Raw genomic sequence first — 19,728 nt, 5'->3', positions numbered from 1 at the left:
ACGGTCAATCGACGTAAATAGGGTGCGAGGTGTCCATCGCGCTCATCACACTCATCGCGCTGAGCGACTCAGTGGCCGCTGTGCAGCGACTCACTGGTGACTCGGCAGCAGCTCAGCGCACTGAGAACACCCGGCGAACACCCAACACACTGGAAGCGACCTTAGCTGGCGAGCCTTTGCCGGACGCAACGGGATGTGCGACGGTTCACGATTCCCTTGCACGAGGCCCCTGTGGCCCCACGGGCAGCACCCGTAAGATCTTTGCTCATGCGGACTCTCGCCGCGCCGACGTACGGCCGCGAGACTCACGCGAACAGTGCCACGGGGGAAGGCCCTGCGGCCACACCAACGGGAGGGAGTGCCGTCATGGGCAAGGGCAAAGACGCAGACCTTACTTATGCCGAGATGGAGAAGGTCGCGGGTGACCTGATCAAGGACATGCACGACCTGGAAGACAAGATCAAGTCGATCGAGAAGCGGGTCTCGGCACTGGTCGAGAACGGCTTCTCCACCCAGAAGGCCTCCGGAGCGTACGACGACTCCATGAAGGACTTCACCAAGGGCGCGACGAAGACCATCCAGGGGCTGCACGGTCTTTCGGACTTCCTGAAGAAGGCGAAGGAAGCGTACGAGCAGCTGGACGACCAGCTGGCGAAGTCGGCCAAGGGCTGATCGACTCGGCCGTTTGCGCGTCCGTGCGATGGGGGCACAGGCCTTGTGCCCCCATCGCACCCGCGTTTCATGCCTCGGTGCTCTGGATCTCGCCGGGCTCCGGGTGACGCATCAGGTACTTGTGCAGGTCGCTGCGCGACTCCTCGGAGGTCAGGGCCAGCCAGGAGCCGTCCTTGAAGCAGATACGCAGCTTGTTGCTCTCGTACGCGGGGAGCGGGTCTTCGAGGACGGCTTCTCCGACAGGGATCTCGGCGACGACGCGCATACGTTCGTCCCTGCGGACGGAGACCCGCTTGGGCGGCGCGGCCAGCAGGATGCGGCCCTGGGCCAGCACCACGAATCGTTGGTGGTGGGAGGAATGGCTGTACCAACGCAGCAGGAACTGGGCAGCCGCTCCATGCCAGTTGCCGTCGAAGGTCTGGTCGAGGCCGAGTTCGGCGATGGCCTTGTCCCGCCGCTCGACATCGAGGTCCGAGGCGCCGGCACGGTCGCGTTCCTCTTTCGTCGACAGCAGTCGCCTGAGGGCCTCCTCGCCTGAGGCCAGGAGGCTGAACAGCATGGCGATCGGCATGAAGGGCGCGACCAGCACGGCGCCGAGCATGCCGAGAGGTCTCAGGAACGCAGGCCGCAGAGGGCCCGCTCCGGCAGCCTGGTACACGTCCGCAGGCGGCTCGGGAATCTTGCCGATGGTGCACCAGGCCCCTGCGTCCGTGGCTACGCCGAGGCGGTTCCGTATGGTGCGGTCGGTGCTCCTGGACAAACCCGTCTCACCTTCCTTACTGCAGTGGGGGATGCCACGCAGCAGTGTCTCATGTTCATGATGGGAGAAATTCTTCAATGGCCGACAGAACCGCGTACGACCTCGACATGATCAAAGGGTGTTCGCGTGCTCTGGGAAAGATTCAACGTGAGTTCGAGGAAAACGGGAATCCTGCGGACGGTTATGAGGACGATCTGGGGCATGGTGGCCTGAAAGACGCCTTTGACGACTTCGGTAGCACGTGGAAGAAGACACGGAAGAAGCTGTCCAAGGAACTCAAGAAGCTGGCCGAGTACACGGGTGCCGCAGCCCAGAAGTACGAAGAGATCGACCACGAGTTGGCCAAGGCCATCGCTGACGCCACGGGGAAGGGCAAGAAGTGAGCAGGCGATCCAGTGACTGGCCGCCGCTGTGGGACGAGGATCCCACGCCGGGTGACCCTGATGAAGTGGCGGCGCTCGGGCGCAAGTTGCGCAAGATGGCCGACATGATCGATGAACAGGCGCGGGCCATCAAGGCGTTGTCCTCGGTGGAGGGCTGGGACAGCGACGCAGGACGCGCTTTCAACGAGATCGCCGACGGCGCCGGCGACCGGCTCAAGAAATCCTTCGAGCGATACGACGAGGCGGCCAAGGCGCTGGGTACCAAAGTGGCCGAGGGTGAGTCGAAGGAATTCGCCGGAGAGCTGCATCGCGCCCAGAAGAAGGCCGACAAGGCGTTGGTGAACTACCTTGAAGCGAAGTCGGATCACGACCTCGCCGACCGGGAAGTGAAGAAGTTCACCGACAAGTATCTCGTGAGCCAGATTCCCGAGGCCGACAAGCCTGAGTACGACCGCTGGGTGAAGAAGCGCGAGGACGCGCTGCACCGAATAGGTCAGGCTCGCAAGGACGTCAAAGACGCGAGGGACATTTTTGACGACGCGGGGGATCGCGCCGCCCGGCACATCAAGGATGTCGTGCACCACGACGCGGTGCGTGACCCGGGTGGGTTCATGAACTGGCTCGCCGACTGGGCGGACAGCTTCTCCAACATCTCCGCGATCCTGTCCGTGCTCGCGGTCATCTGCGCGTTCGTTCCACCCTTGCAGTTCCTTGTTCCCATCTTCGCCACGCTCGCGGTCCTCTCCAGCGCGGCCGCACTGGCCGGCCACGCCTACGACATGTCGGTGCGCGGCGGAAAGGTCAACTGGCTGAAGCTGGGCACCGACTTCCTGGGAGTTCTTCCCGGGCTGGGGGCGATGAAGGGATTCAGGGCGCTCGTCGGCCTCAAGGGTGTCGCCAAGCTCAGTGCTCTCGGCAAGCTTGGCACCTGGGGCTCGTTCAGGGGCGTTGCCGCCGTCGACGGTATCGGGCACAACTTCCTCAACGGCCTCAGCGTCGGTCTGACGAACAAAGTTCTGGAAGGAGGACTGAAACTGGGCAACAGGCTCGCGACTTCGAAGGTCGGAGCCGTTGTTCCCGAGCTTCCCGAAGTGTTCAAACCGCTCGGTGGAAAGCAGATCACCGCGGCCATCAAGGGCAGCGGACTCGCGAGTGCGCTCCACCGGATGTTCAGCGGTGAGAACGGTGGGTCGACCGGCTACCAGGAACCTGAGCAGCCGTCGCCGCAGCCCACGCCGAACCCGTCCCCGGGGCCGTCGCCGAAGCCGTTCCACGCTGCCCTGGCCGCATAGCGGCAAAGATCAGACTACGGATGGAAGCTCCATGGAAGGGGGCCGGACGACGTGAGTGAAGCAGCGGACCTCGGCGAATGGGAATTCGTCGGCCGCAGGGGCACAGAGCCCGTGAAACTCGTCCCGGGCGAGGTGATCGCCGCCGTTCCCGCAGCGAGGACACTGGCGGAGCGGTCGGCCGAGGAACTTCGCTTCGACTTCCTCGACGATCGGGGTGTACTTCGTATGCTCCGACGCCGGCATCACGACGAGATCGAGATGTTCAACGCGGGATTCAAGATCGGGGTCCCTCTGGCGATCATCGGATTCGGCGCTGCTGTGTACTGGGGCGGTGTGGTCCAGTACTGGGAGTCGAGTACGGCCCGTACCGCCTACGCCGTGGTGGCCGCCGTCGTCGTCCTGATACTGCTGGCCCTGTTCATACGAACCGCCATGGCCCACTGGGGCGATCCCGTCCGACAGAATCTCCGGGCCCGGGCCCGCAGGTACCGTGAGCTGGCGCATCTGGCCCGCAGAGAAGGCGCAGACATCCCCGCCCACTATCCGCACTACGGCCCGTATCCGTTCGCGGCCGGTTTCCACCCCGAAGTGGACGAAGCGGAGTTCGCCGATGGAGAAGGCCTGTCGTGAGTGCGATCGCAGCTGAGGACAACCGCCAAGGCATGGTCGGAGGTCCGGGCATCGACGTCCGGTGGATCATGCCTGAGGGATTCTTCGAGATTCCGATGGACGCGGAGGAACTGGACGCGACGGCCGAACAACTCATAGAGATGTCCCGAGCGGTGATGCCGGAGGCGACTCTCGAGGTGCAGTTGCAGTGGGCGGTGATGGTCGCCGCTCACTACGACTCGTTCATCGAGGCAGGGATCCAGTACTCGGGTTTCGTTCTGACCGAAGTGGACGACGAACGCTGCACTGCGACGGTCACCGTGAGCATGATCGATCTGGATGAGAGGGCCGGAGCCCAGCCCGTGGGATTCCTCGCCTCGACGATGCGTCACCTCGGCATCGGACAGATCGGCGAGATCGTACTTCCCTGTGGTCCGGCCGTCTCCTGCATCGGTACTCGTAAGGGAACCCTCGACGGAAGTCTCACGGCCTCGGGAAGCGACGAGCCGGTGGTGACGTCCTTCATCCAGATTCAGATACCGCTCAACAACGGAACGGCTCTGGTCTTGGAGATGGGGACTCCCACGCCGAAGGGCTGGGACGTCTTCTCGGCCATGTTCGCCGGCGTGGTGAAGAGCGTCCGTCTGTTCAACGATTCGGGCAAGTCGGTCGTGATGCCTGGATGACTCCGCAATCCGACACGACACTCCCTCCGAGCGACTACCGGCTCCTGGTCCCCCGGGACTGGTTCCGTATCGACCTCACACAGGACCGCTGGCGCGCACAACTGAAGACCTTCGTGGACCATCAGACCGAGGGCAGGAGCGCTCCGGCCGAGACCAAGCAGGAGGTCTGGGCGACCCTTCGCAACACCGCGGAAGCCGGTGTCAGGAACGGCGCCCTGGAGTTCTTCCTCAGGCCGGAGCTGGACGACGGTGGGATTCTCCCCGCTTCGCTCATCGTGTCCCTGATCCCTCGCACCGGGTCTCTCACACCCGACGAACTACGAGAGTCGTTCGAGGCGAGGGGAGGAGGAGACGCACACGACACCGAGGTATCGACCATCGAGCTTCCGGCGGGAGAGACAGTACGAATCCGCACGCCGACAACCATGGATCTGTACGTCCAGATGCCCGGAGCTGTCGGTTACCTGGTCCTCGGATTCGCGGTACCTCTGAGCGGGACGACAGGGCCGATGTACCGGCTGTGTTCGGCTATCGGTGAGTCTTTGCGCTGGATCGTGTGACACCCCTGGCTGGTCCCGAAAGGCCTTTGAGTGTTCCCGGAAACACCGTCCGAGAGATCGCCTTCGGCGCCCACGGTTCCGGTGCGGTCGACGCCAGGGTGCGCTGACCGGCTTCTGCCGGCAGAAGCGGGCGGCCGACCGTGTGGACTGCCTGCTATCGGGTTCGTTCTGATGGGCGTAGGCAAGGGATTCTCGAAAATCGCGGGCAAGTTCGCCAAGGGCGCGCTGGTCAAGATCGGGAGGGCCGGTGTGGCGCGTACCGCACGTCAGGTCAGCCGTGCCGACAAGAATCTGCGACGACTTTCCGGAAAGCAGTTCAAACTCGGGAAGGGTGACATCTGGAAGTCGTTCATGGAGCCGTTCATGGAGCCGTTCTCAAAGGCCTGGGGCGAGAACCTCAAGATCCTCAAGCCGGGCAATAGGAATTGGGGATTGGCCAAGAACGAGCTGAGCTTGCGCGGTGGAGACAGCGCCATCAAGGGCCTCGGCTGAACCAGGACCGTGCCCGCACGAAGGGACAGAGCATGACCGCACCGGACGACGGCACTCCGCTGGAGGAGACCTTCGAGTGCGCTTTCGACTTCCAGCCGGGTTGGATCGACCTGACGCTGCGCGAAGGTACGAAGGCTGAGGCCAAGGCGCTGGCCACCGAGGTGGTGAACAGCCTCAACCCCCTCGCCCTGGAGATCGAGAGGAACGCGGTCTTCGAAGACATGGTCGAACGGGCCGTCGACCTCAACGAGGACGTGCCCACCCTCGCCGCGGCCTACTACTCCGAGGCCGGGGAGGCTCTGGCCAACCTCATGGTCGATTCCTACGGAGACGAGGGCGTGCCGCGCCCAGAGGCGGGCGAGGTCACCCCGTTGCTTCTGGAGTGGGGGAACGCCCAGGTCACGGGCGAGCCGCAGATCACCCGTCTCGAACTGGGCGCCGGACCAGCCGTGCGAGTACAGGCCATGCTCCAGGTGAAGCGCGTGTTGGGCTTCGGCCGCAAGATCACCGAGTTCGTCAGGTACGCCGTCTTTCCGGCCGACCTGCAGAGCCTCGTCGTGGTCACGGTGACCTGGGAGAAGGTCGCTCTCACCGAGCAGATCACGGAACTGGCCGACGAGGCGGTTCGGACCCTGCGCATTACTCCGCTCGCAGCGGGGGGGGGGTACCGCAGCCCCCACTGACGGAGGCGCGCAATGAAGACCGCCGACCAGTTCGGCTAGCCGCACAGGGGCTACAACCTCGTCGTCCCGGACGGTTGGTTCCAGATCCCACTGGACCCGGAGGACCGGGACCCGACCATCGTCGCCCATACCGATCTGACGTTCCGGGGTGACCTCCAGCGCAAGGCGAAAGACGCCTACCGTGTCGGCGGTAACAAGCTCTATCTCTCCACGATGTCCGTCGGCCCGGACGGCATCGCAAGCGCGAGGCCTCCGATCCTGAGACACAGCTGGGCAACCGGATGGTCGAGTTGATCGACACCGTGGCGCGAATGCTGCACTGGGACTGACAGGACTGGTGACCGCGAGCCCCGCACCGGTGCGGGGCTCGGGATCCTCGTCGTCGCGGTTGCCGTGGTCGCCGACGTGGCGGTGGTCCTGTTGGGCCTGGGTCCTTGGCGGTGGTTCGCCCGGACAACTGCTCCGACACTGCTCAGCCGACCCGGTGCGCCTTGGGTCATGGGCGCTGCCTTCGAGTTGATGACGGCTGTCGGAAGTCCCGGTGGCCTGCGCCTCGTTGCTTGCTTTCCGGTACGACAGCGCCGTCGGCTGGATCCTCCATCGGTGTCGCCGTGCTCAGGCCGAGCAGCGGCGCACACAGGAACGCGAGCGCCTGCGGAAATTGCGCCAACGCGGCAGGGGCAGGAGGCGGGTGTCGAACACGCGCCGGACCGCTGGATTAGCCGTCGATACGACCGCGGCGTCGGTGAACGAGACCGGCCGCTTGCCCGTGGCGCTTCAGACATCGGCGATACCGCCGCTCGCCTTGTCTCAGGGCCACGGCTCGTTGGGGTCTTCTCGCGCCTCAATGTGCGGTTGCGGATTGCTGAGAGCTGTCCCCGGGTTGCCTGAGTCGCCGCTGTGCAGACGGAGACAGATTCCCTTGGGTCCCGTCGCTTATGGAGAAGAGGGCTTCTTCAGGTCCTGGAAATCGTGTCTTCCAGGCGCAGGTCGCTCATGGCGGGGTCCGGTTTCCTACGCGCGGCGCACGGCCCGGGCTTTGCAGGCGGGCCGTGCACGGGTTCGTCAGCGGTTGACGGCCTGGATTTCCTTCACGGTCACGTCCTGCTCGTACGTGGACAGGCCGTCCGGCAGAGCCGGTTGCTGCGGTGCTCCGTCGGGGTCGGCGGAGTCGGTCCAGGTCACTTTCCAGGTGATCGATGCCTTGAAGGGGTAGGTGTCGTTGCCGGACGAGCGGCGGTAGGTGATGTTGCAGGCCGCGTCCGTACTGTCGACCGTGTAGCCGTTCTTGGCCTTGACGAGGTCGTACGTGCAGCTCTGCGGGTCGGCGTCCGCGCTGCCGGCCTGGACTTTGAGGGCGACGGGGGTTGCGACCGTGGTGGCCGCCATCTGGACACCCTTGTAGTTGATGCTGGCCGTCGTCCACACGCGGTCGAAGTCGTTCTCGAGTTTCACCCGGGTGCCGAGGTTCACGATGAGCCGGTCCGCGCGCGGGCTCAGTTCCACCGGCGGGGTGGGCAACTTCGTGGAGTTGTAGGCCAGTTCGGAGAGGATCTGCGGAGTCAGCTGGTTCGGTTCCGGTCTCGGCTGGGCCGGAGGAACCCAGAGCTCCCAGTTGTCCGTCGTGACGGGGCACGCCTCGGTGAAGCTGTCGTCCCGGAACTTCACCTGCCACCACAAGCCCTTGTCGCCCTTGTGGTATTCCTCGTCGGCCCGTTCTTTGGCGTAGCTCGCCGCGGGTTCCTGCGCGCCCTTGTACGAGGTCTTGATGAACTCCTCGTATTCCTCGGGGGAGTACATCGGCTCGTACCAGCAGACGGGGGGCTTCCAGTTGGCGTTCGAGGACGTGGTGGTCGTCGTGGAGGAAGACGAGCCGGTCTTTTTCTGACTGATGCGGATGTGGGCGCCGATGGTGCCGCTGTCCGAGTCGGCGCCGGCGTCCGTGTTCGGCTTGGCCGGCTGTTGCGTGTTGCCCTGATCGTTTCCGACCTCGGCATCACCGGCATACGCCGGGTGGACGGTCCCGAGCGCCACGACAAAGCTCAGGGCGGCCACCGTGCCAAGAACGGGACGGGCGACCACTGCCGTCACCCCTGCACGCATGACGCGTCCGCCTTCTTCCAGCTCTGCTGCGTCACCTGCCAGTCACCGCGGGAATCCTTGGCGGCCTGAAGGGTGTAGAGGATGAAGTCCTTGTTGCTCGGCTTCGTGCGCAACACCTTGTTGGTCTTGATCTCTTTGCTGTAGCCCTTGCTCTGGTCCTCGCAGTAGCGGACCGCGGCTGTCTTGGCGTTTGCCACATCTGTGACTTCGAAATTGAAGAACCGGTAGGTACCGGTGACGGTCAGCCCGGCCTTGGCGACCGTCTCAACCCGCTGCGTCCAGTAGGTGAAGGCCGATGCTCCGAAGTAGCGGCTCATGTTCGCTGTCCGGCCGTCACTCTTGGCGAAGGCCTCAAGCCGCGTCTGCGCCGAATACGCCACGTCCTGCAGAACCGCGTCCTTCGTCGCGTCCCCGGTCGACTTCCGCTCGACGGTCACCGTGATGTCCGAAGGGAGGTCGAAGGTCGGCGCATCCTTGTCGGTCGTTGCGGAGGCCGAGGGCGAGGGGGAACTCGAAGCCCCCTCATCGGCCCCCGCGATCTTGTCGTTGGCCTTGGAGCTGTCGTCCCCGCCCCCGCAAGCCGTCAGCAGCATGCCTGCGGCTGCGGCGATCGCGACAGCGGTGGGCAAAGTGCGGCGCTTCACTGTGACTCCCCGTGAGACTGGTGTTCAGCAACGGAGCAAACGGTATCGGTGGGGTTCCGGGTTTCGCCAGCGCGAACTATCCAGCGAACTTGGGTGTTATGGACGTAATGGGATCAAGGGGATGCCATCTGTGATCTGTGCGACTTCTGCCGCGCTTCGGTCAGTAGGACTCGGGACTGGAACAGCGCCAGGTCAGGAGCGAGGAGTCTCCGCAAAGGGCATGAACTGGTCTTCCGCACTGGCGGCGGGCGGGGCCTCTGCCGGATCCGGGAACGAGACTGTCTGCAGGATTGCCGTCGTCATGTCGCAGAACTCGCCCCAGTAGTCCATCGCCGCGGTGTCGATGGTGAAGACCGCGGTGAACGGGCCTGTGGGGAACGGGACATGGACCTGGATCTGGCCGGTCATCAGCGTGGCCTGATCGCCGCTCGCGGTGATCTCCGGGCTGAGGGTGAGTTCGCGCAGCGTGATGGACGCGACGGCCGGGCCGCAGGGTAGGTCGAGCCAGCGGGCGTCGTTCAGGGGGTCGGAGCAGAGGGCTGCCAGGATGCCCTGGGCGGCGATGTCCGGATCGGTGTGGTCGGTTGCGTACGCGGCGACGGTGAAGGAGCAGTGGGCCACTCCGCCGGAGTCCAGGGCGAAGATGCCGAAGGCCGAGTAAGCGAGCCCGGCAGTCGCCATCGCCTCTGCGACGAGGGCGTAGAAAGGTGCCGTCGACTGCCAGAGCGTGTCGTCGCCGCCCGGGTAGAGGTCGCGTACGAACTCCTCGGTGGCCGTGGCTCGTTCCTCGGCGGAAGCGTCCACCGGCAGTGCGTGGAAGCCGTCTTCTGGGACCACGAACGTCATCGGTGGGATGACCAGTGTGTCGGCGGTGGCAGTCAGTTGGATCGGGTCGGTCACTGCGAGTCGTCTTTCGGCATCACGTCCGTACCGGACGGGGAAAGGTACCGGTTGACCGTCTGTTCGGTGCCGTTGGAGAGCGGGACGCGTAGCTCGACCGCCACCGTGCCGTCGGGAAGGCTTTCCAGCAACGGCGGTTCAGTGACCGGAAGGGCCTTGCCGACCGAGCGGGCGACATGGAGGGGAGGGGCGGCCACGAGTGCCGCGATGCGCTCGCGCTGTTGAGGGGTGAGGGCGTCTTCCGTCACCGGTCGGCGCTCGCCGCGGAAGCGGCCCACCAGTTTGCCCGCCTCGCCGACCTTCCAGCGGGTCCACGAACCGTCCGTGAATCGGATCCTGACGTCGGAGCCGTTTTGCGAGAAGCGCATGCGCTCAATGGCCGCGACGGAATCGCGGGGCAGCTGCCACAGCTCTTCGGCAGGAGCCGGGGCGACGGCCGCCGCGTCCACACCGAGGACGAGCAGCCGCTGATCCGTCAACACGAACTCCGTGCGGTACTTCTTGGGCCGGCGAGCGAGGTCGAGCTGCCAGGGCAGCGTGCGCGCAGTGGTCCCCGGGTCCGCCCACATCACGGGGAAGTCGTCCACCTCGTTCTCGGATTCCTGCGGCTCGCCGGGACCGCTGGGTTCACCGAAGGGGGAGCCGCTGGGGGCGGCGACATTCGCGACCATGTTGAGCAGCCGCGGAATGCCGAGCAGGACGATGTCGATGGCGCGTACCCCGGCCCGGTCGACCTTGTCCCGGGGAGTGAACCCAGGGCCGGGCGGCCAGCCGAGATCAGCCTCGATGTCGTGCCGCTCACCGTCGCGGAAGGAACGGAGTCCCGCCACGCGCGGTGCCACTCCGGTCGCGAAAGCGGCGTTGGCCCGCATCAACAGCGTCTCGCCGGGGGGCGTATACCAGTCCACAGCCTCGAGTCCTCTCAGTGCGCCGCGGCCGACTCATCGAAACGATCCCCCAGATGCATCGCCTCGCCAATGTGCGACGGGATCGAATACGCCTTCGGGGCGATCTTGATGGCCGCGTCGATCCCGCGTCCCAGGGCGCTCATGGAGTCGATCTTCTTGAGACCTGGGATGCTACGGGTGCCGAGAAACTGCCCGTTACGGATATTGTTCTCGGCCACGAGGCTCATCCGGTTCATGATGCCTTCGGCCTTGATGAGACCTCCGGTCTTGGTGCCGAAGAGGCCGATCGTCTTGCCCTTGATCGTGTAGCTCACAGCTCCGGCGACGTTCTCGCCCACGCCGACGATGTTCCGTCCAGTAGTGGCCATACCCTCGAAGCCTCTGCCGAGTTCCGTCGCGCGGGCCAGTGCCGTGGCCTCGTCGGCGACCTTGACGCCCTTGCTGAAGGCACCGATGCCAGGGATGGATCCGAGCGCGTCGAAACCGATGCTCACCCAGCTGACGTCCGCTCCCGCTGCCTTCGCCACGAGGTGTGAAACGAGGGCCAGGCCGCTGGTGACCACCGTTGCGGCGGCGAAGATGGCGCCGATCGGCTCGAACGGCGCGGTGATGATGGCCAGCATCCCCAGGACGCCGCTCAGATCGCTCAACAGATCACCGACGAGCTTGATCATGTCGGCGTGTTCCTTGAGCCAGTCGCCGGTGGCGTCCCAGGCGTCCGCGATTCCGTGGCCGAGCTTGTCCCAGAAGCCGGGTTCGTCAGGGGCGATGTCGCCGGCCTTGTCGAGTTCCTTGCTTATCTTCCGGGCGGCTTGTCGGTAGTCCTCTTCCAGGTCGTGGACCTGTTGGATGACTCCGTCGACGGCGCTGGAGGTTTTGGCGAGGTCGTCGCTGCCTTTGCCGTCGGCCTTGGCTTCGGCCTTCGACTTGGCATCGAGTTTCTCACCGGCACTCTTCTCCAGGCGGTCGGCCCGCTGCTGGAAGTCCTGGAGTTCGCCGGCCCAGCGGTGCAGTGCGCGTGAGGCCTTGTCGAAGGAGTCGTGGCTCTTGCGGATGAGGGGAGTGACGTCCTGGCCGATGTACTCGGTGAACGCGATCGCGGTCTTGCCTTTCCAGGCGCCGCACTCGATGCGCTCCAACTCCCCCAGGGCCGTGCCCAGTTCACCGGCGAGTTTGCCGAGCTGCTTGGCGAGGTCCCGAGTGTCCTCCACGTTCCCCGGCGTGGGGTCCCAGCCTATGTGGGGGAAGGCAGGACGCTGCCCGGTCACGTCACTTGCCCTTCTTCTGGGGGGCCTTGAGGGATTCGGCCAGGTCGAGGTCGAGCTTGCCGAAGCTTTCCCCGATCTTGTTGATCATCTTCACGGCGCCCTGGGTGTGCTTGCCGAGCTGCTTGATCCCGTACTGCCAGTCGTCGGCGAAGTCCTGAACGTCCTCGACGAGCTTGCCCTCGCCGACGGCGGAGGCGTCCGTGCCGCGGAGGGTACGGCGGGTGGTCTCCATCCGGTCGCTGATGGACGAGAACGTCTTCTTCAGATCCTGGAAGATCGTGTCTTCGAGCCGTAGGTCACTCACGATGATCACTCACGATGCGCTCGGGGTGGCTCGGGGGTCGCGCCGGCTTCGCAGGAGCGAAAAGGTCGGCAGGGCGGCCAAGGGGCGAGGTCGGCCTTGGTGATCTTAAGTAGAACGCGAGAGCGATCGAACTGACCAACGGAGTGTTGGGGGTTAATTGGAGGAGAGATGAGGGGTGCTTTGCCTGTCCTTGGCGGAGTGAGGCTTCTGGATTCCGGATAGCGAAGAGGCGGTACGGACACCAGGGGGTGGCCTGGACCGGTCGGCTTTGCCCTTCGCGTAAGGCTCGCCGATGGAGTGGTCGGCGTTGAGCGTGCACACCCGGGAAGCCGGGTAGGTCTCGGCGTCGCCGGTGCCTGGCCTGAGCTTCAGGGAGATCGGCTCGGCGGTGGTCGTCGGCCTGGATGGTGAGGCCGGCGACATTGAGGGGACGCGGTCACGGATACGTCCCTGAACCGGTCCGGGCCGTACCCCCGAACTCCGCGACGGAGCGGGGCTCGTGCCAGCATGCGGGAGGGGTCCAGCCGGTGACCGGCTGGACGGAGGTCCCGCTGCCGCCGGAGCGTGTGGAGCGTACGGAGCCGGAATACGTCACCTTGGAGATCAAGGTGCCGGCGCTGGAACTGCCGGTCTGCTGGTGTCGCCCTGAGTGCCCTCGGCGGGTGGCCAGGTCGCGAACGACGTTTCCGATGCGGTGAGAGCGAGTCTTCCCGCGAGGAGGCCGGCCAAGGCGAATCGTCCTCGGGAGGTCACGGCGTGCACGACTTGTGACCCCGCGCTGAAGTGAGCTCCGTGGTCTGCCACACGCCCTGCGTCGTCTTCTCCAGGCGCGTTGAGTACATGACGTACGAGTCGTCGTTCACTTCGGTTTTGTAGACCTTGCTCGTCTTGCGGTCCTTTGCGAAGGCCCTGCTCTGGTCCTCGCAGTAGACGACGCCCGCCGACGCCGAGTCGAAGACGTCGACCTTGGCGTTGTAGTAGCGGTTGACGCCGGTGATCGAGTAACCGTCCTTCATCAGGGACTCCACCCAGTCCTGGGCGTCGGCCAGGGCGCCACCGCTGTAGTAGAACGTGAGCGCGGGCAGGTCGGGATTGCCTTGTGTGATGGCGTAGTTGGTGGCGTCGACCCGTTTGGCGACATCCTGAAGAACCGCGTCCTTGGGCGCGTCCCCGGTCGTCCAGCTCTCGAAGGTGTCGGTGAGGTCGCCCGGCAGGGTGATCTTGGGCCGGTCGGCTGCGTTGCTCGTGCTGGGTGACGCAGACGTCTTGGAGTCGCCGGTGGCGGCCCCCACGATCCTGTCGTTGGCCTTCGAGTTGTCATCCCTGCCCCCGTCTCCGCAAGCCGTCAGCAGCAGGCCTGCGGCCGCGGTGAGTGCGGCAGTGATGGGCAAAGTGAGGCGCTTCACTGTGAACTCCCCGTGAGACTGATGTTCAGCGACAGAGCGAACGGTACCGAGAGCAAACGGTATCGACAGGGTCCTGATTGTCGGCAGTGCGAAGTTCCTGCCAAGACGATTGTCTGGCGACGAACGGGTTGTGCTTGCGTGCGGTTGCGTCCTGATCGCACTCGTACGAGTGATGGCCCCGGTGTGGCCTTGTGCCACGGCCAGCGCTGGGGCGACGAGTTGCGAGCCGGGCGGCGAGCGGTCGTCGCGCCTGATCCGGGTGATCTCGGCTGCTTCTATCACGTCTGCTGCAACGAAACGACCGCAACCATCGTGCTCGGGAAGCCCAGTAGAATTCAACGGTTGAATTTCCGAAGGCAACTCGTACTGCGAACGCCTGTTCTGGTCCATTGGGGGAAACGGACATGGCTAAGGGTGACCTCGTCCTGAGCCTGGCAGGGCTCGACGCCTTGGCGGTCCAACTGCGGTCGATCAAGCGGCGCATGGACGACACCGGGCAGGTCGATCGCAAGCTGGGCCATGGGGAGCTCGGCTCGAACTCCGCGTTCGACGCCATGGAGGACTTCATGCGCGGCTGGAAAGACGGCCGCAAGGAGATCGACGTCGGCCTCGACAGCGTGGCGAAGACGGCGCAGGAGATCGTCGACAAGATGACCAAGCTCGACGTCGAACTCAGAAACTCCCTCCGCGAGCATGAGAAGGAGGTCAAGGGTGGGAAGTGAGCGGCTCCTCGCCGAGGACTCCTTCGTCGGCGCCCTCCCCGCAGATGTCATCGGCATCAACATCCAAGTCCCCAGCACGTGGTACGAGTTCGACGTCCGTCCCGCCACGGTGAAGCTCTCGATCCGTGATGTGGTGGCGGAGCGGGTCAAGGAGAAGCCTGAGTTGGCCGAGTATCAGGCCGATCTGGTCAGGACTTTGAAGAAGGTGGCCCGAGAGTCCAGGAAGAACAACGTCGTCTACTCCGGCTCCATGTGCGAGATCGTCGACAACGAGCCGATGGTGGCCAGCCTCGTGGTCAGTGTGACCGAGGCCCTGAACGAGACCACCGGCGAGACAGCCCCCACCAGTCTCGGCACACTCATGGGAGTGCTGACTCCGATCGCCCCCGGCCGTCGGCCCACGGATACCTGGCGCCGCGTGCAACCGGTGGATCTGCCCGAGGCAGGCCAGGCGGTGCGCACCGAAGGCATCGAGGACATCGAGATCCTCGATGACAACCGCAGCTATCGCGCAGTGATGATGCAGACCTTCGTGCCTTTCCCCGGGAGTAATCCGAAGGTCGCCGTCATCAGCGCCAGCACACCCCAACTAGCCCTGGTCGAGCCGATGCTGCAGCTCTTCGACGTCATCACCGGCACCTTCCGCTTCGTACACCGCGCTGACCTCGACACGGAGAACTGAGCTCGATGGCCCGCCCCGCCGACTGGCACAACCTCGACCTGCACGACGATCCGACGCCCGGTGATCCGTATGAGGTCAAACTCCAGGGGCAGCGGTACAAACTCTTCGTCGAGGACATCTCCACAGCGCTCAAGGGCATGCGCTCCGCCTCGAAGGACTCCGCCCTTCAGGACGCGGCAGGCAAAGCCATGGACGCGTTCAAGGGCCGGATCGGCAAGCTGCCCGGCCAACTGCAGAAGCTGCACGACTCGTACGACGTTGTCGCGAGCGCCCTGGCGACCTACGCCGGGAAGTTGGAGCACTGTCAGACGACGGCGGACCACGCGCTCGCCAAGGCCCGGACGCTGCGCGGTGACCTCTCCAAGGCGCAGTCCCGGCTGGCCGGCGCCATCGCTGCGGCGAGCAACGCCAAGTCGGCGCAGAGCAAACTGGAGAATCCCGCTGGCGACACCCCTGCGCCCGACCCGGACAAGGTCCGCAGGGCGACGCGCGACGCCCGGCATGCGAACGAGCACCGGCAGGCGACGCAGGGCCAAGTCGACCACTTGCACACCCAACTCGCGGAGCTGAGGACGAAAGCGGAGAACGCCGGAAAGGACCAGGACAAGGCTGTCACGAAGCTCGTCCAGGACATCCATGAGGCGTCTGATGCTGGCATTCACAACAAGAAGTGGTACGAGAAGGCCGACGAGTGGTTCGCGGATCACTGGGACGACATTGTCACCGGCTGCAAGTTCGTTGTAGCGATCGCGGGTATTGTCGCGCTCTTCGTAGCGGCCCCCTGGCTGGTGATCCTCATTGCGGCTGCGGCGTTGGTTGTTCTGGCCGATACGGTCGTCAAGTTCACGCAAGGCAAGGCCGGTTGGGGAGATCTGGTTTTCGCGATACTGGACTGCATCCCCCTGGTCGGCAAGCTGGCCATGCTGGCGAAGGCAGGCAAGCTGTTGGGTGGGTTCAAGATGGCGCTCAGGGTCAGGAAGGCGGAGATCGCCGCCAGCCGACTCATCAAGGTGTGGCGTATGGGCGAAGACCTCAAGGGCTTCCGCAAGATTGGCTACGCGTTTGCCGTGGGGGAGCTCAAGACCACGCTTAAAGACGCATTCAACGGTGGCTGGAGTGAGCTCCGGAAGAACGCACTCGGCAACCTTGTCGGAAATGCCATCGGAGCCGGCATGACCCCCTTGGTCAGCAAGGGCTTCAAGAGGCTTCCAAAGATCATCAACGACAGCAGCTTCACCAACCTAACCCGCAAGGAGTACAGCGAACTCAGCATGACCCTTGCTGGAAAGAACGCCAAAGGCGAGATGATCACGGGTGGCGCCGAAGGATTGGTGAAGAGCTTGACCCGAGCCACCGTGAGCTCGGCGTTCTTTGGTGCGGACTTCGACACGAACGGCGTCGTTCTGGATGGTTTGGGCGGTGCCGGTGGCAGCGGGGGATACCGTCCCGGAATCCTGCCTGCCAAGGCGCAGTTCAGCCGGTGAACGACTTGCGTGCGTCCTGGAATCTCGACATGGCCGCCGGTAGCTGTACGCGGAAGTCGATGTACTCGACTTCGCCGTCCGCCGTAATATCAGTGTGTTCAGTCGCTGTTGCGACGCGTGCCAGGTGACTGCCCGACAGTGTCTGCGCCGCGACCCACACCGCGTCCGCGACCGCTTGTGGTGACGACTCATCGATTACCGTCAAGCGCCGCCTGATCGACATGACCTGGCCTTTCAGCTTGAAGACCAGGGGTAGGCCGCTGTCGGAACAGGCGAATCTGCCGCGCCCGCGTCGTAGTAGACCTCCCACGCCGTCGAGGAGGTCCACCAGGGCAGGGAAGAGGATGATCCCCATGCCGTCGTCCGGCCGACGGGGGGTGCGCGTGGTGGCGGTCCCCGCATTTCCCGTGACGTCGAGGTGTCCCAGGAAGAGCCCGTCGTCGACGTCCTCCTGATCGGGAAGCGGGGTGTAGACGAACTCAGGCACCGGAACCCCGCTTCCCTGGGTTTTGCAGTTCCTTCAACTGCTCAGCGGTGAACGGCGATTCTCCGGAGATACCGGCCGCTCGGGCGCGCTGCCAGGCCGCCTCGCTGACGCCGTCCGGCCGGTCTCCCTTGCCCGCGCTGAGCGCATGCGCGGGCCGCGCGGTGCCCAGCTCGCCCGCTCCCTGGAGTGCGATCACCGTTGCGAACCGCGGATCTCCGGCGTACTTGAAGCCACTGGTACTGGCGTTGGCCACTGCGTCTCGCCGACGCTTGCTCAAGAGCCCGTATCGCCGGACAACGACACTGACGCTCTTGTCCAGGTCATCGGGGTTGGGGATTTTCAGACGGCTGAGATCTGCCGGAGCAATGCGTTTGAGCGGGGAGCGATCCTGCCAGGGGTAGGTGGCGAGGATTCCCCGCATGTTCTTGAGCTGCACCCGGCGGGAGTCGGACACGGTGATCCCGATGACCGAGACCAGGATGGGAACGACCATCACGTATGCCGGAAGTGAACCGCCCACCAATGATTCCCAGCCAATCGTCTCCAGTACAAAAAAGCCCGGAACGGACAACACCCAGAAAGTCGTCGCCGCGGTGGCCCGCCGTCGCGCACGCTGCCATGCGCGCAAGGTGTCCGGATCATCGAAGGCGGTACGAGGTGGCTCGTCCCCCATGGGGTAAGTCCTCCCTGCAGCTGATCAATTGTTCTGGTTCGTCGTGGGCTTGACGGGATCTGTGAATTCTCGGCTGCGACCGGCCGCGGTCCACTTTTCTATCATCGGTTGACGGCCTGGATCTCTTGGACGGTGACGTCCTGGGTGGTGCCGAAGGTGGCGTCGGGCAGGGCGTCGCCGGCGCCGCCGGTACCAGCCCAGTGGATCTTCCAGGTGGTGGTGGCCCTGAGAGGGTAGGAGCCGTCGCCCGAGGAACGCAGATATTTCACTCCGCACGGCGGGGTCTTGTCCGCCTTGCCCTTGGCGTACGGCTCGCCGATCTGTCCGTTCTTGATCTCACAGATGCCGGAGGCCGGGTAGACATCCGCATCTGTGGTGCCGGGGTGGATCTTCAGAGAGACCGGCTCGGCGGTCGTCGTCGCGGAAATCCCCAGAATGGGCACGGAGGCGGTGACGGACACCGGCTTGAACGCTGAGCCGTCCAGCCACGCCCAGGTCGGCAGATTGACCTTGGTCGCGCCGACCGGGGCGAGAGCCACTTTTCTGCCGGGGACGCGGATCTCGTTGTACGCGAGCTCGGCCAGGATCCTCGGGGTCACGGCGTTCTCGATGTCGGCCGGTGGAGGACTGCCCTTGTCCACCCAGAAGATGGGCTTGGTGCACCTGTCCCAGCCGGGAGGAAAGCTCTCATTGACATACGCGTCCCAGAAATAGCCCTTGCCGGATTTTTCCCTGTTGAATTCCTTGTACGTGCCGGCGGTCGTGCCGCCCTTCTCGTACTTGCTGCGCTGCTCCAGGTCCCACTGGGACCCTGTTGAGTCGGCCTCCCAGATCGGTTCCAAGTACGCCTTGAGCTGCGCGGGCGTGTACTTCGGGGCGTACCAGCAAGCAGGCGGGGTCCAGGAGGTGGTGGAGGTGACGGGGCCGACGGAGATGCCGGTGCCGTTCTTCGAGCGGTCGTAGACGATGGCGCCGGCGGCGACGGCGGAGAGAGTCCCGTCGTCAACGGCATTGCCATGCTGTTCGGTCTGACCGACGGTGCCGGCGCCATCGCGGTTGCCCGTATGGGCGACCGGGGAGACGAGCACGGGAGCACAGGTCAGCGAGACCACGATCGCGGTTCTGGCCAACTTCCTTACGGCTGGCAAGCCTTGTCCCCCCGATTGGACACGATGTTCGTGGTCTGCCAGACGTCCTGGGCGTTCTTGGCGAGCGAGGTGTGATACAGCACGTAGCTGTCGGCTGAAGTCGGTGTCTTGTCGACCTTGTGGGTCTTCGTGTTCTTGAGAAAAGACTTGCTTTCGTCGGAGCAGTAGGTCACGTACGCCTGACGATCTCCGGACAGAGTCACCTTGCGGTCGAAGTATCGGGTTTCACCGATCCAGACATCGTTCTTGTCGATATACCCCTGCACGTAAGTGATCGCGGCGTTCAGGGCTTTGTCTGTATTGAAGAAGCCGAGGACTCTCGTGCCCGTACTTCGCTTGAAGATCGCATCGTCCATGGAGTCCACGCTCATGGCGCTGTCGGCAAGAACCGCGTCCTTCGTCACGTCACCTGTCTTCTGATCCTCGAAGACGTTCTTGGCGTAGGACGGAAAGGCGATCTTCGGGCGATCGGCCCCGCCGGAAGCCGAAGTGCTCGGCGAAGCCGCTGCAGCGCTCCCTGTGTCCGCTCCCGCGATCTTGTCGTTGGAGGCGGAGCTGTCGTCTCCGCCCCCGCAAGCCGTCAGTAGCAGGCCTGCGGCTGCGACCAGCGCGGCGGCGGTGGGCAAAGTGCGGCGCTTCACAGTGGACTCCCCGTGAGACTGATGATCAGCAAGAGAGCAAACGGTATCGGTGGGGTTCTGCGCTTCGCCCCCGCGAACTCCCGAGCGAAGCTGGGCAATTGTGGACATAGTGGTCTCTTGTGGTGGTGTCGTGTACCCCGATCGTGCTCAAACGGTTGTTGGTGCCAGACACGATCGAGTGGCGACCGGTACCGGCCGGGACCTGCCTTGCCGGGAGATTC

General features: G+C 64.6%; 23 protein-coding genes. 11 read left to right on the top strand and 12 right to left on the bottom strand.

Annotated features, from left to right (window positions below; genetic code table 11):
- Nucleotides 1-366 precede the first annotated feature (366 nt).
- Complete coding sequence (locus tag M2283_RS25375) at nt 367-672, top strand: WXG100 family type VII secretion target (protein ID WP_280878647.1); 306 nt, start codon at nt 367-369, stop codon at nt 670-672.
- 67 nt (nt 673-739) lie between these two features.
- Here the strand turns inward: M2283_RS25375 and M2283_RS25370 are convergent, their stop codons facing one another.
- Nucleotides 740-1,432, bottom strand: coding sequence for a hypothetical protein (locus M2283_RS25370; RefSeq protein WP_280878646.1), 693 nt, complete (start codon nt 1,430-1,432; stop codon nt 740-742).
- Between the two features lie 77 nt (nt 1,433-1,509).
- Here M2283_RS25370 and M2283_RS25365 point away from each other — a divergent pair, with 77 nt between their 5' ends.
- The 7 genes from M2283_RS25365 to M2283_RS25335 all read left to right on the top strand — a co-directional run bounded on the left by M2283_RS25365 (nt 1,510) and on the right by M2283_RS25335 (nt 6,137).
- Nucleotides 1,510-1,815: a hypothetical protein gene (locus M2283_RS25365; RefSeq protein WP_280878645.1), complete on the top strand. Its 306-nt coding sequence runs from the start codon at nt 1,510-1,512 to the stop codon at nt 1,813-1,815.
- On the top strand, nt 1,812-3,107 hold the full coding sequence (locus M2283_RS25360) for a putative T7SS-secreted protein (RefSeq protein WP_280878644.1): 1,296 nt from the start codon (nt 1,812-1,814) through the stop codon (nt 3,105-3,107). The genes M2283_RS25365 and M2283_RS25360 overlap by 4 nt, the downstream gene beginning before the upstream one ends.
- Nucleotides 3,108-3,158: 51 nt before the next feature.
- Nucleotides 3,159-3,737, top strand: a complete 579-nt coding sequence (locus M2283_RS25355) for a hypothetical protein (protein ID WP_280878643.1) — start codon at nt 3,159-3,161, stop codon at nt 3,735-3,737.
- Complete coding sequence (locus tag M2283_RS25350; protein ID WP_280878642.1) at nt 3,734-4,402, top strand: hypothetical protein; 669 nt, start codon at nt 3,734-3,736, stop codon at nt 4,400-4,402. Before M2283_RS25355 ends, M2283_RS25350 begins: the two co-directional genes overlap by 4 nt.
- Nucleotides 4,403-4,515: 113 nt before the next feature.
- Entirely contained in the window at nt 4,516-4,962 is a 447-nt protein-coding gene (locus M2283_RS25345) for a hypothetical protein (RefSeq protein WP_280878641.1), read from the top strand.
- A gap of 171 nt (nt 4,963-5,133) precedes the next feature.
- Nucleotides 5,134-5,454: a hypothetical protein gene (locus M2283_RS25340; RefSeq protein ID WP_280878640.1), complete on the top strand. Its 321-nt coding sequence runs from the start codon at nt 5,134-5,136 to the stop codon at nt 5,452-5,454.
- A 32-nt stretch (nt 5,455-5,486) separates the two neighbouring features.
- Nucleotides 5,487-6,137 (top strand): hypothetical protein, encoded by a 651-nt coding sequence (locus M2283_RS25335; RefSeq protein WP_280878639.1) that lies wholly within the window; start codon nt 5,487-5,489, stop codon nt 6,135-6,137.
- A 1,065-nt stretch (nt 6,138-7,202) separates the two neighbouring features.
- On the opposite strand, the gene M2283_RS25330 is transcribed toward M2283_RS25335, so the two are convergent.
- The 7 genes from M2283_RS25330 to M2283_RS25300 all read right to left on the bottom strand — a co-directional run bounded on the left by M2283_RS25330 (nt 7,203) and on the right by M2283_RS25300 (nt 13,670).
- Entirely contained in the window at nt 7,203-8,240 is a 1,038-nt protein-coding gene (locus tag M2283_RS25330; protein ID WP_280878638.1) for a hypothetical protein, read from the bottom strand.
- Complete coding sequence (locus M2283_RS25325) at nt 8,225-8,884, bottom strand: hypothetical protein (RefSeq protein WP_280878637.1); 660 nt, start codon at nt 8,882-8,884, stop codon at nt 8,225-8,227. The genes M2283_RS25330 and M2283_RS25325 overlap by 16 nt, the downstream gene beginning before the upstream one ends.
- A gap of 192 nt (nt 8,885-9,076) precedes the next feature.
- The gene (locus M2283_RS25320; RefSeq protein ID WP_280878636.1) at nt 9,077-9,784 is read right to left on the bottom strand and encodes a hypothetical protein; all 708 of its coding nucleotides are present in this window, start codon (nt 9,782-9,784) and stop codon (nt 9,077-9,079) included.
- Nucleotides 9,781-10,692, bottom strand: coding sequence for a hypothetical protein (locus M2283_RS25315; protein WP_280878635.1), 912 nt, complete (start codon nt 10,690-10,692; stop codon nt 9,781-9,783). Before M2283_RS25315 ends, M2283_RS25320 begins: the two co-directional genes overlap by 4 nt.
- Nucleotides 10,693-10,706: 14 nt before the next feature.
- Complete coding sequence (locus tag M2283_RS25310; RefSeq protein ID WP_280878634.1) at nt 10,707-11,960, bottom strand: enoyl-CoA hydratase/isomerase family protein; 1,254 nt, start codon at nt 11,958-11,960, stop codon at nt 10,707-10,709.
- A gap of 1 nt (nt 11,961) precedes the next feature.
- On the bottom strand, nt 11,962-12,264 hold the full coding sequence (locus tag M2283_RS25305; protein ID WP_280878633.1) for a hypothetical protein: 303 nt from the start codon (nt 12,262-12,264) through the stop codon (nt 11,962-11,964).
- Between the two features lie 749 nt (nt 12,265-13,013).
- Nucleotides 13,014-13,670: a hypothetical protein gene (locus M2283_RS25300; RefSeq protein ID WP_280878632.1), complete on the bottom strand. Its 657-nt coding sequence runs from the start codon at nt 13,668-13,670 to the stop codon at nt 13,014-13,016.
- A gap of 404 nt (nt 13,671-14,074) precedes the next feature.
- On the opposite strand from M2283_RS25300, the gene M2283_RS25295 reads away from it, so the two are divergent.
- From M2283_RS25295 to M2283_RS25285, 3 genes are read left to right on the top strand one after another with little or no spacing between them, the layout of a single operon-like run.
- Entirely contained in the window at nt 14,075-14,392 is a 318-nt protein-coding gene (locus M2283_RS25295; protein ID WP_280878630.1) for a hypothetical protein, read from the top strand.
- Nucleotides 14,382-15,074 carry a hypothetical protein gene (locus tag M2283_RS25290; RefSeq protein WP_280878629.1) on the top strand — a complete coding sequence of 231 codons (693 nt, stop codon included), beginning with the start codon at nt 14,382-14,384 and terminating at the stop codon, nt 15,072-15,074. The genes M2283_RS25295 and M2283_RS25290 overlap by 11 nt, the downstream gene beginning before the upstream one ends.
- 5 nt (nt 15,075-15,079) lie before the next feature.
- On the top strand, nt 15,080-16,558 hold the full coding sequence (locus tag M2283_RS25285; RefSeq protein ID WP_280878628.1) for a hypothetical protein: 1,479 nt from the start codon (nt 15,080-15,082) through the stop codon (nt 16,556-16,558).
- Here the strand turns inward: M2283_RS25285 and M2283_RS25280 are convergent.
- The 4 genes from M2283_RS25280 to M2283_RS25265 form a co-directional block, all read right to left on the bottom strand.
- Nucleotides 16,548-17,045: a hypothetical protein gene (locus M2283_RS25280; protein ID WP_280878627.1), complete on the bottom strand. Its 498-nt coding sequence runs from the start codon at nt 17,043-17,045 to the stop codon at nt 16,548-16,550. The two genes, M2283_RS25285 and M2283_RS25280, sit on opposite strands and share 11 nt — an antisense overlap.
- Nucleotides 17,038-17,718, bottom strand: a complete 681-nt coding sequence (locus M2283_RS25275; RefSeq protein WP_280878626.1) for a hypothetical protein — start codon at nt 17,716-17,718, stop codon at nt 17,038-17,040. The genes M2283_RS25280 and M2283_RS25275 overlap by 8 nt, the downstream gene beginning before the upstream one ends.
- Before the next feature lie 101 nt (nt 17,719-17,819).
- Nucleotides 17,820-18,866: a hypothetical protein gene (locus M2283_RS25270; RefSeq protein WP_432423120.1), complete on the bottom strand. Its 1,047-nt coding sequence runs from the start codon at nt 18,864-18,866 to the stop codon at nt 17,820-17,822.
- Nucleotides 18,854-19,507, bottom strand: a complete 654-nt coding sequence (locus M2283_RS25265; RefSeq protein WP_280878625.1) for a hypothetical protein — start codon at nt 19,505-19,507, stop codon at nt 18,854-18,856. Before M2283_RS25265 ends, M2283_RS25270 begins: the two co-directional genes overlap by 13 nt.
- Nucleotides 19,508-19,728 lie beyond the last annotated feature (221 nt).

The organism is Streptomyces pseudovenezuelae (genome assembly GCF_029892565.1).
Classification (GTDB): domain Bacteria; phylum Actinomycetota; class Actinomycetes; order Streptomycetales; family Streptomycetaceae; genus Streptomyces; species Streptomyces pseudovenezuelae_A.
Note: the sequence above shows the minus strand (reverse complement) of the source record. Positions and strands in the feature narration are given on the sequence as shown.